The following is a 16,115-nucleotide window of genomic DNA, read 5'->3' as shown; positions in this document are numbered from 1 at the left end:
TTGGCGGCAGCAGGTTGCACAGCACCAGCAGCACCATCAGCGTGGCCAGCGCCAGCGCGCCGCGCAGCCAGCGCGGCAGGCGCAGCAGCAGCACCAGCACCAGCGAGCCGGTGAGCAGCGCGAAGCGGCCCGCGTCGGACAGCCAGTTGAAGGCGTTGTCGTCGGGGAACTGGATTTCCGCCACCACCGCCTTGAGCAGCAGCGTGGCGGCGAGCAGGCCGGCGAGGATGCGCAGCATCGGCGCGTGGCGGCGCATCGCGGCGGAGGCGAACAGGCCGGTGCCGACCCAGCCGCATGCCGTCACCAGCGACTCGACCAGTTGCTGGCCCTGCGCGTCGTCGGGGCGCAGCAGGCCGATGCTTTCGATCATGCCGGGCAGCGCGGGGAACATGCCTTGCAGCCACTGCACCGGCCATGAGTCGGGATCGGACAGCCACTCGCGCACGATGCCGCCCATGCCGAACAGGTAGTCCTGCGGGAAGATCTGCGCCAGCGGCCACAGCAGCATCAGGATGATGGCGAAGCTGGCATGCGGCTCGAACCACGCCATGCGCAGCTGGCGCAGCGAGCCGCGGTCGATCAGCGCGGCCGAGAACGGCGCCACCACGGCGCCGCCGAGCAGCGCGCCCAGCGCGTTGGTGATGAGGTCGATGTTGGACGAGATGCGGTTGGGCAGCCAGGTCTGCAGCGCCTCCATCACGCCCGACAGCACCGCGCCCGCGGCCAGCGCCAGCAGCGTGGCGCGCGCGCCGGACACGCGCGGGTGCAGGGCCAGCACCACCAGCGCGCCGAACGGGCAGTAGCCGAGCACGTTGGTGATGATGTCGAATTCGGTCAGGTAGCGCGGCTTGGGCGCGGTGAGGAAGGCCAGCGGCGAGATGCCGTTGTCGGTCCAGCCGCTGAACGGGTAGAGGCTGCCGTAGACCACCAGCAGCGTGAAGCACAGCAGGCCCACGCGCGCCAGCGGCGAGTGGCGCGATGCCGGTGGCGGCGCGGACGGCAGCTCGGGGGGCGGAGAGGACGGCGGGGGAGCCGATGCCATGCGGTGGCGCCTATTGCTGCAGCGGCAGCGTGGCCGCCCAGTCGAGGATGGCGGCGATGATGGCGTCGCTGGCCGCGGCCAGCGCCTTGACGCCGCCGGCGCCGTCGGCCGTGGGCGCGGGCTGCTCGGCGACGAAGGTCTTCTGCCCGATCAGGCCGCTGCGGAACACCGTGGCGCGCACGCGGATGACGCCGCGGCTGGCGCTGGCGCTGTCGAAGACCTGCTCGAACTCCAGCATGTCGACCTTGACCGCCGGCGCGGCGGTGTCGCCGTACCAGGTCAGCGCGCCGCGCGAGGCCACCGCTTCGCGCAGGCGCTCGTCGAACAGGCGCACCGGCGACATCACCCAGCGCTGGGTGGCGTAGGGCTGCAGGCGCTCGGCCTGGGCGTAGTGCAGGCGGTAGTAGAGCCCGTTGCCGTCGAGCCAGGTCGGGCCGTCGGTCTGCGCCACGCGCAGCCGCGGCAGCGGCGTGGCGCCGGGCGCGGCGCCGGCGGGCGGGCCGAGGTCGTAGGTGACGGTGGGCGCGGCCGGCGCGAACGCGCAGCCGCCCAGCGCGGCGGCGACGGCCAGGGCGGCCAGCGCGCCGGTGCCGGCACGGAAGCGGGCGGCGAGGCGCATCATGGCGTGCCCGGGTTGGCCCGCAGGCGGTTGGCTCGGAGGGTTGGCGCGGGTACGCGGCATGGCGGCTTCCTGCATGGCGGCTTCCTTATCGCGGCGGATGGCTGCGGCGGTGGCGAGGGGGCGCGTCGATCGCTTCACGGCGCCGTGAAGCCGGGTTCGCCCGGCCCCGGCGCGGCCGACGGGCCGCCGAACAGCACGCTGCGCGGGCTGTCGTTGAACTGGCTGGCGGCGCGGTCGATGCTGCGTATGGTCTGGCGCGCGTCGCGGGCCAGGCCGTTGACCTGCGGCAGCGTGTCCTGGCTGACGCCGGCGGCGGCCGACTGCACCGAATCGGCGGCGCCCTGCAGGTCGCGGCCGATGCTGCCCACGGTGCGCAGCACGGTGCCGTCCGGGCTGGCCAGCTCCTGCGTCAGGCGCCGCGTGGAGGCCAGCGTGGCGTTGAGGTTTTCCGTGACCTGCGGCAACTGGCGCATCGCCGGCTCGATCGTGTGGGCCAGGCGCGAGTAGTCGTTGGCGGTGGTGCGCACCGAGCGGATCGCCTCCATCAGGTCGCGCCGGTTGTTGGGCTGGAACATGTCGCCGAGCGAGTCCATCAGGGTCTCGAGCTGGGTGAGCAGGGAGTCGCCGCGCTTTTCGAGTTCCTCGAAGAAGCCCGCGCGCATGGCGATGCGCGCCACCGACTTGGGCGAGGTCGGCAGGTGCGGCGAGGGCTGGCCGCCGTTCTGCGTGGCGGTGTCGTCGAGCTGCACGTAGCCGATGCCGGTCACGCCCTGGAAGCTCAGCGTGGCGTAGGTGGTGGTGGTGATGGGGGTGTTGCGGTCGACGCTCACGCGCACGATGATCTGGCCCGGCACGGCGGGGTCGAAGCGGATCGAGTCCACCTTGCCCACGTCCAGCCCGCGGTACTTGACGTCGGCCTGCGGGCCGAGGCCGTTGACGGTGGAGCGGGTGATGAGGTCGTAGGGCACGAGCACGGCGTGGTCGCTGCTGAACCAGAAGATCGAGAACAGCACCAGGACCGCCAGGCCGATCGTGAACACGCCGGCCAGGAAGGCGTGTGACTTGTTTTCCATCATGCTTCTCCAGGTTGCGGGCCCGCCGGACTTGCCGGTCCCGCCGCCGGCGCCGGGGGCAGGGCCTGCATGGCGCGCTGCCCGCGCTCGCCGAGGAAATATTCGCGGATGAACGGGTGGTCGATGCGCACCAGCTCGCGGATCGGCCGCGCCGCCAGCACCTTGTGGTCGGCCAGCACCGCCACGCGGTCCGACAGCGCCACCAGCGTGTCGAGGTCGTGCGTCACCATCACCACGGTCAGCCCCAGCTCGCGGCGCAGCTCGCGGATCAGCGCCACGTAGTCGTCCGAGGCCATCGGGTCCAGCCCCGCGGTGGGCTCGTCCAGGAACACCAGCTCCGGCTCCAGCGCCAGCGCGCGCGCCAGCGCCACGCGCTTGATCATGCCGCCGGACAGGTCGGACGGCATCTTGTCCGCGTCGCGCGCGCTCAGGCCCACCAGTTGCAGCTTGAGCAGCGAAGCCTGGCAGATCAGATCGTCGGGCAGGGTGCGAAGTTCACGCAGCGGCAGCGCGATGTTGTCGATCACCGACAGCGCCGAGAACAGCGCGCCGCGCTGGAACTGCAGCCCCCAGCGGTTGCGCAGCGCCTGCAGCGCGGCCGCGCCGAGCGTCTTGAGGTCCTCGCCGAACACGCGGATGGTGCCCGAGGTGGGGCGCTCCAGCCCCACGATCTGGCGCAGCAGCACGGTCTTGCCGCTGCCCGAGCCGCCCACGATGGACAGCACCTCGCCGCGGTAGACGTCGAGGTTCAGATCGTCGTGCACGACCGCCTCGCCGAAGCGCTTGACCAGGTGGCGCACCTCGATCACGGTGGTGCGCTGGTCGGGTTGCACGCCGCCCGGCGCGGAGGGCGCGATGGCTGCCGCGTTCATATGCCGACGTCCTTGAAGAGGATGGCGAAGATCGCGTCGGCCACGATCACCACGGTGATCGAGGTCACGACCGAGGCGGTGGTGCCTTCGCCCAGGCTGCGCGTGTTGGGCTGGATGCGCAGGCCGAAGTGGCAGGCCGTGAGCGCGATCAGCATGCCGAACACCACGCCCTTGCCCAGCCCCAGCCACAGGTTGGCCACCGGCACGGCGTCGGGCAGCGCGCGCAGGAAGAAGGCCGCGCTGATGTTCAGCTGGAAGTGCGCGGCCAGCATGCCGCCGCTGAGCGCCATCACGTCGGTCCAGGCCACCAGCAGCGGCATCGCCACGGCCAGCGCGATCACGCGCGGCATGATGAGCCGGAAGCCGTGCGAGATGCCCATCACGCGCATGGCGTCGAGCTCCTCGGTCACGCGCATCACGCCGATCTGCGCGGTGATGGCCGAGCCCGAGCGCCCGGCGATCAGGATCGCCGCCAGCACCGGCCCGAGCTCGCGGATCACCGCCATGCCGAGGATGTTGACGATGAAGATGCTGGCGCCGAAGATGCGCAACTGGTTGGCCGACAGGTAGGACAGCACGATGCCGATCAGGAATCCCACCAGCGCGGTGATGCCGAGCGCCTTGTAGCCGATGCTGTAGATGTTGGCCGAGATCTCGCGCCACGGCCCGCGCTGCGGCGCGCGCGCGAAGCGCAGCAGGTCGAAGGCGAGCTGGCCCAGCATGGTCACGCCGTTGGCGAGCTGCGCGAGCATCGACAGGATCGAGGCGCCGAGCAGCGTGACCGGGTTGAAGCGGTCCACCATGTGCTTCTTCCAGTTTTCGCGGCGCAGCCCGGCCACGCGGCCGAACACGCGGCGCTGGGCTTCATTGGCTTCCAGGCGCTCGGGCAGCTTGCTGCCCCAGGCCTGCCACATCAGTTGCGCGCCGACGTGGTCGAGCCGGCCCAGGCCCGCCAGCGACCATTGCGCGTCGGCGCCGACCGTGTGCAGTTCGTGGCGCAGCGCGCGGGCGCGATGGCAGTCCGACAGCGCGAGCGCGGTCCAGTCGCCGCGCAGGTGCGCCGTTGCCGCGCCGTCCGCGCGCGTCACTTCAATGGCTGGCGTGCTCAGGCTTTCCAATGGATGGGGGAAGTGATGGGCAAGTCTCGATTCTAAGCCACGCGCAGGCATAGCGGGCGCCGGAAGGACGGGGCCGCGCGCCGGCCGCGGATTTTCCGCGTTCCGTGCGCCTCGCCTGCGCGCTTGTCCCATGCTTGCCGCGCACTTGCCGCGCGGACGGCGCGGCTACAATGCGGGCAGGCCCTGCCGCGCCGGCCCCGCCGCGCGCGCCACGGCGCTTCTCCATGTTCGCGCTTTCCGTGTTTTCCGTGCCCATCGCCCCGCATGTCCGCTGACTCTCCGCTGCCGCCGCCTTCGTCACTCTTGCCCTCTTCGCCGCCGCCGGCCTGGCGCATCGACATGGACCGCCTGCGCGCCGCGCTGGACGGCGACGCGCGCGGCTGGGCCCTCGGGGCGGTCGACGAAACCGGCTCCACCAACGCCGACCTCATGCTGGCCAGCCGCGCCGCGCCATGGGGCGAGGCCGGCACGCTGCGCCTGACCTACAACCAGACCGCCGGGCGCGGGCGCCAGGGCCGCCCGTGGCAGGGGCAGGCCGGGCTGACCTTCTCGGTCGCGTTGCCGCTGCCGCTGGCGCCGTCGCAGCTCAGCGGGCTGAGCCTGGCGGTCGGCCTGGCGCTGGCCGAGGCGCTGGCGGACCACGACGCGCGCCTGGGCGCCGCGGTCCGCCTCAAATGGCCCAACGACCTGCAGATCGGCGGCCGCAAGCTGGCCGGCATCCTGATCGAGTCGGTGCCGGCGGGGCCGCGGCGGGTCTGGGCGGTGATCGGCATCGGCCTGAACCTGGTGCGCGACGCGCAGATGGAGGCCGCGCTCGGGCGCGAGCTGGCCGGCGTGGCCGAATACCTGCCCGCGCCCGACCCCACCGCGCTGCTGGCCGCCGTGCTGAACCGGCTGGCGGCGATGCGCGCGGCCTTCATCGCCGACGGCTTCGCGCCGATGGCGCCGCGCTGGTCGGCGCGCGACGCCTTCCGCGACCAGCCGGTGCGCCTGCTGCACGACGGCCAGGTGCAGGCCGAGGGCCTGGCGCGCGGCGTCGACGGCGACGGCCACCTGCTGCTGGAAACGGCCGCCGGGCTGGAGCGCATCTCCAGCGGCGAGGTATCGCTGCGGGCCGCGCCGGCCGGCGCGGGCGGGGCGCCGGCATGAGCGCCGCCGCCATGCCGGCGCCGCGGCTGCTGATCGACATCGGCAACACCCGCCTGAAATGGGCCTGGTGCACGCGGGACTCGCCCGCCGCTGCCGCCGCCGCCGCCGCCGATGCGCCGGCCGACGGCCCGCTGCCCACGCCGTGGCGGCACGCCGGCGCGGCGGCCCACGGCGAGCTCGACGCGCTGCTGCCGCAGTGGGGCGCGCTGCGCGACGCCGCTGGCGGCGCGCGGCCGCAGGTGTGGGTCAGCAACGTGGCCGGCACGGCCGTGGCGGCCAGCCTGCGGGCCGCGCTCGATGCCGTGTTCGGCGCCGGCGCCGGCGTCACCTGGGTGCGCTCGGCGCCGCGCTTCGGCAGCCTCGTCAACGGCTACCGCGATCCCCGCCAGCTCGGCGTGGACCGCTGGACCGGCAGCATCGGCGCGCGCCGCTACCGCCCGCAGGGCGCGCTGCTGATCGTCACCGCCGGCACCGCCACCACGCTCGACGTGGTGAGCGCGCAGGACCGCTTCGAAGGCGGCCTGATCCTGCCCGGGGTGGACCTGATGCTGGGCGCGCTGGCGCGCAACACGGCGCAGTTGCCCACGCTGGACGCCAGCGATGCCGGCCTGTCCGTGCCGTGGGCCGACAACACGCGCGACGCCATCGCCGCCGGCTGCCTGGCCGCGCAGGCCGGTGCGGTGGAGCGCACCTGGCGCGCGCTGTCCGGACGCGGCCCGGTGCGCTGCCTGATCTCGGGCGGCGCGCGCCACATCCTCGCCCAGGCGCTCTGCATGCCGTTCGAGATGCACGATAATCTCGTGCTGCTCGGCCTGCATGTCATGGCCGCGCAGCACGGCGCGGGCATCCTGCCGGACTGACCGCGCATGGTCTTCCCAACCTGTTCCGCGCGCCGCGCGCGCGCTGCCTGACGTTCCGCCCGCATCGCCCCATGCTCCTGCGAAACCTGCTCATCCTGCTGGTCCTGTGCAACGCCTTGCTGCTGGCCGCCGTGTTCGGCGCCTTCGGCCCGCGGCCCTTGTCGGGCTGGCTCGAAAGCCCGCGCGAGCCCGAGCGCGCCGCCCAGCAGGCGCGCGCCGAACGCTTCCGCCAGATGGCCGGGCAGCAGGGCGCGGCCTCCGCGCCCGCGGTGGCGGCGCCGGCCACGCCGCCGGGCGCCAGCGCCGCGCAGGCGGCAGCGCTCACGCCGGTGGCCTCGGCCTGCGTGGAAATCGGCGGCTTCAACGGGGATCTGGTGCGGCGCGTGGCCGACGAGCTGGCCGGCGCGCCGCCGGGCGCGTGGCGGGTGGAGCAGTTCGAGCGGCAGGAGCAGGCGCGCTGGTGGGTCCACCTGCCGCCGCAGCCTTCGCGCGAGAGCGTGGAGCGCAAGCTCGGCGAGCTGCGCCGGCGCAACGTCACCGACGTGGCGGTGGTCAGCGGCGGCTCGCCGCAGACCTACACGGTATCGCTGGGCCTGTTCCAGGAGCGCGACCACGCCGAGCATTTCCTGGACAACCTGCGCGAGCACGGCGTGCGCACCGCGCTGCTGAGCGACGCGCCGCATCCGCTCACGCGCCAGTGGCTGCGCGTGCGCAACGCCGACGCCGCGCTGCGCACGCGGCTCGACGAGGTGCGCCGGCGCTACGGCGTGTCCGACCTGTCGACCTGCGCCTGAGGCTGTTTCAAAAGAATCCCGGCGTGGTTGCGCGGCCCGGGGTTCAGCCGCCCTGGCGCACCTTGGTCAGCAGCTTGGTGGTGGAGCGGTCGTGCAGGAACGCGATGGCGTGCGCCTGCCCGCCCCAGCTGCGCACCAGCCGGGTTTCTTCCAGCGTGTCGATGTCATAGTCGCCGCCCTTGACGTAGATGTCCGGGCGCACCAGCCGGATCAGCTCCACCGGCGTCTTCTCGCGGAACATCACCACCAGGTCCACCGAGGCGAGCGCGGCCACCAGCGCCATGCGGTCCGCTTCGTGGTTGAGCGGGCGGTCGTCGCCCTTGCCCAGCATGCGCACCGAGGCGTCGCTGTTTACGCCCACCACCAGGCTCGCGCCCATCGCCCTGGCCTGCGCCAGGTAGGTGGCGTGGCCGCGGTGGAGGATGTCGAACACGCCGTTGGTGAAGACCATCGGGCGCGGCAGCGCGGCCAGTTGCCGGGCCAGCGCGGCGGCGTCGTCGGGCGGGACCAGTTTGGATTCGAAGGAAGCGGGGAGCATGGCGGTGGCGGGTTTGGCTGGAAAAGACAAAGCCCCATCATACGATGGGGCTTCGGGTTGCTGGCAGACCTCCGGCAGGCTGACGTCGCCGGCGGCCTGAAGCGCCGTCATCCGACGGAGCCCATCGCCTGAAGGATCAGGCCTGCGCCGGCTGGGCGCCGCCCGCGGCCTGCAGGCGCGCGTTCAGTTCCTTGCGGTAGCGGTTCAGGTCCTGCACCGTCTCGAAGGTGCGCTCGAACAGCAGCGACATATTGTGCAGGATGCGCTCGATGACCTTCTTCTCCCAGCCTTCGTCGAAGCGGATCTGCTCGTCGAGCCAGTGCTCGAGCCAGTCCGGGTCGGGCAGGCGCGACTGGATGGTGTCGTTCGGGAACAGCGTCTTGTTGACGTGCAGGTTGGTCGGGTGCAGCGGCTTGTCGGTGCGCCGCGCCGAGGCCATCAGCACGCCGATCTTGGCGAAGGCCGAGCGCGCGCTGTCGCCGAACTGGACCAGGTACTTCTTCATGTAGCGCAGGTAGGCGCCGCCGTGGCGGGCCTCGTCCTGCGACAGCGTGCGGTAGATCTGCTTGATCACGGGTTCGGTGTGCCATTCGGCGGCGCGGCGATACCAGTGGTTGAGGCGGATCTCGCCGCAGAAATGCAGCATCAGGGTTTCCAGCGGCGGAGCCGGGTCGAACTCGAAGCGCACCGCGTGCAGCTCTTCCTCGGTCGGCACCAGGTCCGGGCGGAAGCGGCGCAGGTATTCCATCAGCACCAGCGAATGCTTCTGCTCTTCGAAGAACCAGATGCTCATGAAGGCCGAAAAGTCGGAATCGTGGCGGTTGTCGCGCAGGAACATCTCGGTGGCGGGCAGGGCCGACCACTCGGTGATGGCGTTCATGCGAATCGTCTTGGCCTGGTCGTCGGTGAGCAGGCTCGCGTCGAAGGAATCCCAGGGGATGTCCTTGTCCATGTGCCAACGGACCGCTTCCAGCGATTTGAACAGTTCGGGGTAGAGCATGGTAAGCCTTTGAAATTACGGGCAGATTCTAACAGATGCGAATTATTCCCAACGCCCTTTTTGCGCTGAATGCAAGCGGCTGGAGACATCCGGAGCGGTAAAACACCAAGTTATGGGCGAATATCGCGCACGGCTGGCCGCTTGCCGGCCGCCCGCATGCGGCATGCGCCTGGAAAAGCGCCCGCCGGGATACGCGCCGGGCCGGTCCGCTCAGGCCGCCACGCCGGCCGGCGGCGCAAGCTCGGCGGGCGCGGCCGCCGCCGCATCGGGCGCGTCGCCGTCGGGCGGGATGACGCCATACAGGAAGGCGGCGAGCTCGTGCTGCTGCGCCATCGCGTCGCGCTCGCCGAGGTCGATCAGCGCCTGGGTGAATTCGGGCTCGAACAGCAGGTAGCTGGCGAAGGCGGCGCCGCGCGCCTCGGTGCCGCCGAGCGGGGTCAGCAGGGCGCGCACGGTGCGCGGCAGCCGGTGCACGTGCGCCGCGGCGATGGCCTCGACGGGCTCGCTGGGCGAGATCGTCATCACCTCCACCGGGCGCCAGCCCTCGCTGTCGTTGGCGATCTCCGGCATGCGCGCGAGCAGGCTGTTGATGTGCTGCAGGCGCTCCAGGTCCGCCGACAGGCCGTCGAGGAAGATGCTGGCCAGCGCCTGCCCGCCCACCTGCGCCAGCGACGGGTAGCCGCCCGCGGGCACGGTGTCGAACCAGCCCGGGCGCTGGCGCGAGGCGGCGCCGATGGCCAGGATGCGCGACGCGCCCAGGTGGATGGCCGGCGACAGCGGCGACATCTGGCGCATGGTGCCGTCGCCGAACCACTCGTGATGGCCTTCCAGCTCGAGCGGCAGCGCCGGGAACAGGAACGGGATCGAGGACGAGGCCAGCAGGTGGTCCACGCCGATCTTGGCCTCCACCGCCAGCCGCTGGCTGCGCTTCCACGGGTGGATGCGGTGGTGCGACTGGTAGAAGGTGACGTGGCGCCCGGTGGTGTAGGACAGCGCGGTCACGGCGAAGGCCTGCAGGTCGCCGGCGTCGAGGCTGACCTGCACGCGCTCGGGATCGAACAGCTCGCCCAGCATGCCGCCCAGCGGCTCGTTGTCGAACAGCGCGCGCGGCGCGCGGCGCGTGACCCAGCCGAAGGCCAGCGCGGACAGCCAGCGCGCGCCCGAGGCGCCCACGCCCACCAGCCCGGTGCGGTAGACGTCCTCGGCATGGATGCCGCTCCACAGCGCGGCCAGGCTGTCGGCGGCGGCGCGGAAGTTGGCGGCGTTGATGGCCATGCCGGCGCCGTTGATGGCGCCGGCCGAGGTGCCGCAGATGATGTCGAACGGAATGCGGCTGCGGTCCAGCCCGTGGCGCGCGGCGATGCGCGCGATGCCGCGCAGCACGCCGGCCTGGTAGGCGGCGCGCGCGCCGCCGCCCATCATGATGAGTGAAGTCGGTTTCGGTGCCGGCATGCGTCGGGGGCTGGGCTCGGGAGCGGTGGGGCGGTCGGTCAGCGCTCGCCGCCGGGCCCGGTGTCCGGCTTGCCGCCAGTCCCGGGCGCGGTGTCGGGCGCGGTCCGGGGCGCGGTGTCGGCGGGCGTGGCGGTGTCCTGCACGGTTGCCGGGCGCGGGGCCGGCGCCTTGCGCGCGGGCCTGGCGGCGGTCTTGGCGCCGGTCTTGGACGCGGTCCTGGCTACCGTCTTGGCCGCAGTCCCGGGTACGGGCCCGGATGTGGTCTTGGGCTTGGACGCGGACTTGGACGTGGATTTGGCGCCGGCCTTGCGGGCCGCGGCCTTTTTCTTCGCCGGCCGGGCCGGGTCGGCGGCCTTCCCGGCACGCGCCGGCGCGGCCGGCGCGGCGCCCGGCATGCCGAAGCCGCCGAGGTTGCCGAACGGGTTCAGGCTGGCGCTGGCGGCACTGGCGGCGATCTGGTTGAACTGCTGCTGCAGCATGTCCCACCAGAGCCCGGCGTTGGGCGCCGCGGCGCTGTCCTGGCGCTTGGCCTCGCCGGCCTCGGCCTGGGGTGCCTGCGCGGCTTCGGGCGGGCCTTCGTCCTCGTCGTCCTCGTTTTCCTCCACCGTGGGCTCGGCGCGCGCGCCGAAGCCGGCGGGCTCCTCCCTGCGCTGGTGCGGCGGCACCGCGCTGGGCGCGTTGGCGGCGCGCGCCACGTTTTCCATCGCGCTCTGCATGGCCTCGGGCGAGAGCGCGCTGCCGAAGGTCTGCAAGGCCACCAGCGTGGCGCGCTGGACTTCCAGGCCCTGGATGGTGGTGCGCAGCAGATTGACGTTGAGCTGCAGCCAGCCCTCCACGGCCTTGAGGTCGTGGATGCGCTTTTCCAGTTCTTCCAGGTCCATCGGCGGGGTCATGGCCTGCAGGCCGGGCATCAGGCCGCCGGGCATGCCCGCGGCGCTGCCCCACATCTTGCGCAGGAACTCGAAGCCGTTGGTGAAATCTGGAATCTGGCCGAACATGGTTACTCGCCTCCGCGGGTCGGCAGCCGGCGGCGCCGGCTGCTGGGTCGAACTGCATCAATCGTGCTGCGTGCTGCCTGGGTGTTGCCTGGGTTACTGCGTTGGTGTTGCGTCGGTGCCGCGTCGGTGCCGCGTCAGTCGCCGGCCCGGTCGAACCGCGGCGGGCGCTTCTCGCGCAGGCTGGCCACGCCCTCGCGCACGTCGGGGCCGGCAAAGCCCATGAATTCCAGCGCCAGCGAACTGTCGAACGACGGCCCCGCCATGCGCAGCCAGTTGTTGAGCGCGTACTTGGTCCAGCGGATCGCGGTCTGCGAGCCCTCGGCCAGCCTGCGCGCCACCTCGAAGGCGCGCCCGACCAGCTCCGATTCGTCCACCACCAGCGACACCAGCCCGATGCGCTCGGCCTCTTCGCCGCTCACCGACTCGCACAGCATCAGATAGTACTTGGCCTTGGCCATCCCGCACAGCAGCGGCCACACGATCGCCGCGTGGTCGCCGGCCGCCACCCCCAGCCGGGTGTGGCCGTCGACGATGCGCGCGGTGCGCGCCGCGATCGAGATGTCGGCCAGCAGCCCGGCCACCAGGCCCGCGCCCACGGCCGGGCCGTGCATGGCGGAGACGATCGGCTTGTCGCAGTTGATCACGTTGTAGACCAGGTCGCGCGCCTCGTGCCACACGCGCGTGCGGGTGGCGAAGTCGTTGGCCATGTCCTCCACCAGAGAGAGGTCGCCGCCGGCCGAGAAGCCCTTGCCCTCGCCGCGGATCAGCGCCACGCGGATGTCGGGGTCGGCGGACACGTCGCGCCAGATCTCGGCCAGCTCGCGGTGCATGTTGGCGTCGGCGGTGGCCAGCTTGCCGTTGGCGGACTGGCCGGCGCCCATCACGATCTCCAGGATGGGGCCGTGCCGGCGCAGCGTCAGCGCGCTGTAGCGGGCATAGCGTGGCGAGAGCGGAGAGGGCGGGGTAGCGCCTTGCGGCGGGGAGGGCGGCGAAGACTGCGGGGGAAGCGCGTTCATGGGCAGCGATGGCCTCGGCCATTCCGTAGGGGAACATGGGCCGGGCCGCGCCAGGCGGCCCGGGGCACCGCCGGCGGCCGGTGGCGATTGGCAGACCGGGCGGTCGGTCAATTATAAGCGTGCCTGCCGCGCCGCCGCCCGGCCATGCCGCCGCGCACGGACTTCAGCCGCGCGCCGACACCAGCTGGTCGATGGCGCCGAACACCGAGTGTCCCTGCGCGTCGAACATCTCGATCTTGACCGCGTCGCCGAACTTCATGAAGCCGGTGACGGGCTGGCCGCCGTCGATGATCTCCAGCATGCGCTTCTCGGCGATGCAGCAGTAGCCCTTGCTGCGGTCCACGTTGGAGATGGTGCCCGAGCCGACGATGCTGCCGGCGCGCACGTTGCGCGTCTTGCAGATATGGGCGATGAGCTGGCCGAAGTCGAACACCATGTCGGTGCCGCAGTCGGGCCAGCCCACTTTCTTGCTGTTCCAGTGCACGGTCATGGGCAGGTGCACGCGGCGCTCGCGCCAGGCTTCGCCGAGCTCGTCGGGCGTCACCGCCACCGGCGAGAACGCCGTGGCCGGCTTGCTCTGGAAGAAGCCGAAGCCCTTGCCCAGCTCGGCCGGGATCAGGTTGCGCAGCGACACGTCGTTGGCCAGCATCAGCAGGCGGATGCCTTCGGCGGCCTGCTCGGGCGTGGCGCCGGCCTTGACGTCGCCGGTGATGACGGCCACCTCGGCCTCGAAGTCGATGCCGTGGGCCTCGCTGGCGCACACGATGTCGTCGTGCGGGCCGATCAGGTCGTCGGAGCCGCCCTGGTACATGAGCGGGTCGGTCCAGAATTCGGGCGGCATCTCGGCGCCGCGCGCGCGGCGCACCAGCTCGACGTGGTTGACGTAGGCCGAGCCGTCGGCCCACTGGTAGGCGCGCGGCAGCGGCGCCATGCAGGCGCGCGCGTCGAACGCGAACGGGTGGCGCGCGCGGCCGGCGTTGAGCGCGTCGTAGACGTCCTGCAACTGCGGCGCGTAGAACTGCCAGTCGTCCAGCACGGTCTGCAGCTTGCCGGCGATGTCGTTGACGTAGTGCGCGGTCTTGAGGTCGCGCGAGACGACCACGAGCTGGCCGTCGCGGGAGCCGTCCTTGAGGGTGGCGAGTTTCATGTATTCAGGTGCATTGGGACAAAGCGGAAGGCCGCGCCGCGCATCCTCGCGGTGCCGGCGCGGCGCGACCGCTAGTCTACCGTGATGCCCTTGGCCTTGATCAGTTTGCCCCAGCGCTCGGATTCCGCGCGCGCGTACTGCGCGAATTCCTCGGGCGTGCCGGACACCGGCTCCACGCCGATGCCCTCGAAGCGCTTCTGCACCTCGGGGCTCCTGAGCGCCCTGGCCAGCTCGGCGTTCAGGCGCGCCACCACCGGCCGCGGCGTGCCCGCCGGCGCCACCACGCCCTGCCAGGCGTAGGCCTCGAAGCCGGGCACGCCGGCCTCGGCCACGGTCGGCACCGCCGGCAGCGCGGCCAGGCGCCGCGGCGTGGCCGCGCCGAGCGCGCGCACCTTGCCGGCGATGATGTTCTGCTGGCCCGCGGCGAGGTCGAGGAACATCAGGTCGACCTGGCCCGCCAGCAGGTCCTGCACGGCGGGCGCGGCGCCCTTGTACGGCACGTGCGTCATCTTCGTGCGGGTCTGGTCCATGAACAGCTCCATCGCCAGGTGGTGCGGGCTGCCGGCGCCGGGCGAGGCGAAATTGACCTTGCCCGGGTTCTGCTGCGCGTATTCCACCGCCTCCTTGAGCGTGCGCGCCGGGAAGTTCGGCGCGGCCACCAGGATCAGCGGGAAGCGCGCCACCAGGCCGACGTGCACGAAGTCCTTGCCGGCGTCGTAGGGCAGCTTCCTGTAGAGCGCGGGATTGGCCGCCAGCGTGGCGGTGTCGGCGGTCAGCAGCGTGTAGCCGTCGGGCCTGGCGTGGGCCACCGCGTCGGCGCCGACGATGGTGGCGGCGCCGGGGCGGTTGTCGATCACCACCTGCTGGCCCAGCGCCGGCGTGATGGCCTGGCCCAGCGTGCGCGCCACCACGTCGGTGCCGCCGCCGGCCGGATAGGGCACCACCCAGCGCACCGGCTGGCTCGGCCACGCGTCCGCGGCGCGGGCCGGCTGGCCGGCGGCGAGGCCCAGCGCCAGCAGCGCGAGCAGGGGCAGGGGGCGGGCGAGGCGAAAGGGGCGGCGGGATGCGGAAACGGCGGTGTCGCCGCGGGGCGCGAGGCGGGTCATCTTGGTTGTCTCCTGATGGAAGGCGGCCGCGCCATGTGCGTTGCATGGCGTCGTGCCGGCGGCTCGTTATGCGCGGAAAGTCTACCGGCGGTTTAAAAATCGGTAAATCGATTTCGCTATAGTAAATTCACGGCTGAACCGGCGCGGCGAGTCTGGTGTAATGTGACGCGCGCCGTCCATTGCCGTCCATTGCCGTCCGCCGTTTCGTTTTTCCGCCCCGCCATCCTCCCACCCCGCTGCCGCATGACCGAACCCGAAGAAGACGATTCCAAGCTGCGCTCCGGCATCCAGTCGATCGAGGTCGGCTTCAAGCTGCTGCAGGCGCTGGCCGCCTCGCCGCGCGCGATGATGCTGCGCGACCTCGCCGCCGCCGCCGACATGAACCCGGCCAAGGCGCACCGCTACCTGGTCAGCTTCCAGCGCCTGGGCGTGGTGGCGCAGGACCCGGTGGGCGGCCGCTACGATCTCGGGCCGTTCGCGCTGCAGCTCGGCCTGGCCGGCCTGAACCGGCTCGATCCGGTCAAGAAGGCGCGCCCGGTCCTGTCGCAGTTGCGCGACGAGATCGACCAGACCGTCGGCATCGCCGTGTGGGGCAACCACGGCCCGACCATCGTGCACTGGGAGGAGTCCAGCCACCCGGTGACGGTGAGCCTGCGCCTGGGCGACGTGATGCCCATGCTCAACTCGGCCACCGGCCGGCTGTTCGGCGCCTACCTGCCGAAACAACAGACGCGGGCGCTGGTCGAACGGGAACTGGCCGAGCGCGGCCGCGACGACCTGCCCGACCTGCCGCGCTCGCCGGCCGGCTACGACGCGGTCTGCGCCGAGGTGCGCGCGCGCGGCGCGGCGCGCATCCGGGGCGGCGTGCTGCCGGGCATCAATGCGTTCTCGATGCCGGTGTTCGACGCCAACGGCCATGTCGCGATGGCGCTGATCGCGCTCGGCGCGCAAAGCGTATTCGATGCAGAATGGGGTGGCGCGGTGGACCGCCGCATGCGCGACGTCGCCCGGCGCATTTCTTCGGAGCTTGGTTATCTTGATGGCAGCCCGACGCACGGGGCGGACGATTCGAAAGGCGCCTCCCGCTAGGCCCGGCCCGCGCCGCCTGCGCTGGGTGCTGGCGCTCGCGCTGGTGCTGGCGGTTCACCTGGGCGTCGTGCTCGGCCTGATGCATCTGCCGGGGCCGCATGTCGATCCCGCCGACCTGCCCGCGCTCGAAGCGATTCTGCTGCCGCCGCCCGCGCCGCCCGCGGAAAAGGCGCCGCCGCCGGCGCAGAAGCGCCGCCCCGCGCACCCCACGCTGGCACCCGCTCCTGCTCCGCAACCCG

The 16,115-nt window shown here is 72.2% G+C and carries 16 protein-coding genes and 1 pseudogene; 5 read left to right on the top strand and 12 right to left on the bottom strand.

Annotated features, from left to right (window positions below):
• The 5 genes from K206_RS40045 to K206_RS0133005 form a co-directional block, all read right to left on the bottom strand.
• Nucleotides 1-1,042, bottom strand: a 1,042-nt coding sequence (locus K206_RS40045; RefSeq protein ID WP_043367624.1) for a VanZ family protein, incomplete at its 3' end; no start/stop codon positions are given.
• 10 nt (nucleotides 1,043-1,052) lie between these two features.
• A complete protein-coding gene (locus K206_RS0133020; RefSeq protein ID WP_020424010.1) occupies nucleotides 1,053-1,664 on the bottom strand; it encodes an ABC-type transport auxiliary lipoprotein family protein in 612 nt (203 codons plus the stop codon).
• Between the two features lie 134 nt (nucleotides 1,665-1,798).
• Complete coding sequence (locus tag K206_RS0133015) at nucleotides 1,799-2,740, bottom strand: MlaD family protein (protein ID WP_043367619.1); 942 nt, start codon at nucleotides 2,738-2,740, stop codon at nucleotides 1,799-1,801.
• Nucleotides 2,737-3,609 carry an ABC transporter ATP-binding protein gene (locus tag K206_RS0133010; protein ID WP_020206575.1) on the bottom strand — a complete coding sequence of 291 codons (873 nt, stop codon included), beginning with the start codon at nucleotides 3,607-3,609 and terminating at the stop codon, nucleotides 2,737-2,739. Before K206_RS0133010 ends, K206_RS0133015 begins: the two co-directional genes overlap by 4 nt.
• A complete protein-coding gene (locus K206_RS0133005; RefSeq protein WP_369796940.1) occupies nucleotides 3,606-4,778 on the bottom strand; it encodes an MlaE family ABC transporter permease in 1,173 nt (390 codons plus the stop codon). The genes K206_RS0133010 and K206_RS0133005 overlap by 4 nt, the downstream gene beginning before the upstream one ends.
• A gap of 213 nt (nucleotides 4,779-4,991) precedes the next feature.
• On the opposite strand from K206_RS0133005, the gene K206_RS0133000 reads away from it, so the two are divergent.
• The 3 genes from K206_RS0133000 to K206_RS0132990 all read left to right on the top strand — a co-directional run bounded on the left by K206_RS0133000 (nucleotide 4,992) and on the right by K206_RS0132990 (nucleotide 7,530).
• Nucleotides 4,992-5,876: a biotin--[acetyl-CoA-carboxylase] ligase gene (locus tag K206_RS0133000; protein WP_052166039.1), complete on the top strand. Its 885-nt coding sequence runs from the start codon at nucleotides 4,992-4,994 to the stop codon at nucleotides 5,874-5,876.
• An 11-nt stretch (nucleotides 5,877-5,887) separates the two neighbouring features.
• Nucleotides 5,888-6,736 carry a type III pantothenate kinase gene (locus tag K206_RS0132995; protein WP_029044367.1) on the top strand — a complete coding sequence of 283 codons (849 nt, stop codon included), beginning with the start codon at nucleotides 5,888-5,890 and terminating at the stop codon, nucleotides 6,734-6,736.
• 71 nt (nucleotides 6,737-6,807) lie between these two features.
• Entirely contained in the window at nucleotides 6,808-7,530 is a 723-nt protein-coding gene (locus K206_RS0132990) for an SPOR domain-containing protein (RefSeq protein ID WP_020206571.1), read from the top strand.
• Nucleotides 7,531-7,573: 43 nt separating this feature from the next.
• Here K206_RS0132990 and rfaE2 read toward each other — a convergent pair whose 3' ends face one another.
• From rfaE2 to K206_RS0132955, 7 genes are all read right to left on the bottom strand, one after another.
• Nucleotides 7,574-8,068: a D-glycero-beta-D-manno-heptose 1-phosphate adenylyltransferase gene (gene rfaE2, locus K206_RS0132985; protein ID WP_020206570.1), complete on the bottom strand. Its 495-nt coding sequence runs from the start codon at nucleotides 8,066-8,068 to the stop codon at nucleotides 7,574-7,576.
• 136 nt (nucleotides 8,069-8,204) lie between these two features.
• Entirely contained in the window at nucleotides 8,205-9,068 is an 864-nt protein-coding gene (locus K206_RS0132980) for a ferritin (RefSeq protein WP_020206569.1), read from the bottom strand.
• Between the two features lie 210 nt (nucleotides 9,069-9,278).
• Nucleotides 9,279-10,520, bottom strand: a complete 1,242-nt coding sequence (locus tag K206_RS40040) for a patatin-like phospholipase family protein (RefSeq protein ID WP_052166038.1) — start codon at nucleotides 10,518-10,520, stop codon at nucleotides 9,279-9,281.
• A 38-nt stretch (nucleotides 10,521-10,558) separates the two neighbouring features.
• Entirely contained in the window at nucleotides 10,559-11,518 is a 960-nt protein-coding gene (locus K206_RS40035; protein WP_020206567.1) for a PhaM family polyhydroxyalkanoate granule multifunctional regulatory protein, read from the bottom strand.
• Nucleotides 11,519-11,652: 134 nt separating this feature from the next.
• Nucleotides 11,653-12,534, bottom strand: a complete 882-nt coding sequence (locus tag K206_RS0132965) for an enoyl-CoA hydratase/isomerase family protein (RefSeq protein ID WP_020206566.1) — start codon at nucleotides 12,532-12,534, stop codon at nucleotides 11,653-11,655.
• A gap of 163 nt (nucleotides 12,535-12,697) precedes the next feature.
• Nucleotides 12,698-13,681 (bottom strand): fumarylacetoacetate hydrolase family protein, encoded by a 984-nt coding sequence (locus K206_RS0132960; RefSeq protein WP_020206565.1) that lies wholly within the window; start codon nucleotides 13,679-13,681, stop codon nucleotides 12,698-12,700.
• 71 nt (nucleotides 13,682-13,752) lie between these two features.
• Complete coding sequence (locus K206_RS0132955; RefSeq protein ID WP_020206564.1) at nucleotides 13,753-14,787, bottom strand: tripartite tricarboxylate transporter substrate binding protein; 1,035 nt, start codon at nucleotides 14,785-14,787, stop codon at nucleotides 13,753-13,755.
• A 243-nt stretch (nucleotides 14,788-15,030) separates the two neighbouring features.
• Here K206_RS0132955 and K206_RS0132950 point away from each other — a divergent pair, with 243 nt between their 5' ends.
• Complete coding sequence (locus K206_RS0132950) at nucleotides 15,031-15,876, top strand: IclR family transcriptional regulator (protein ID WP_020206563.1); 846 nt, start codon at nucleotides 15,031-15,033, stop codon at nucleotides 15,874-15,876.
• Between the two features lie 25 nt (nucleotides 15,877-15,901).
• Nucleotides 15,902-16,115 (top strand): annotated as a pseudogene (locus K206_RS40030) (DUF3108 domain-containing protein); the annotation flags it as partial.

Origin of the sequence: Cupriavidus sp. WS (genome assembly GCF_000395345.1) — a bacterium.
Taxonomy (GTDB): Bacteria; Pseudomonadota; Gammaproteobacteria; order Burkholderiales; family Burkholderiaceae; genus Cupriavidus; species Cupriavidus basilensis_B.
Note: the sequence above shows the minus strand (reverse complement) of the source record. Positions and strands in the feature narration are given on the sequence as shown.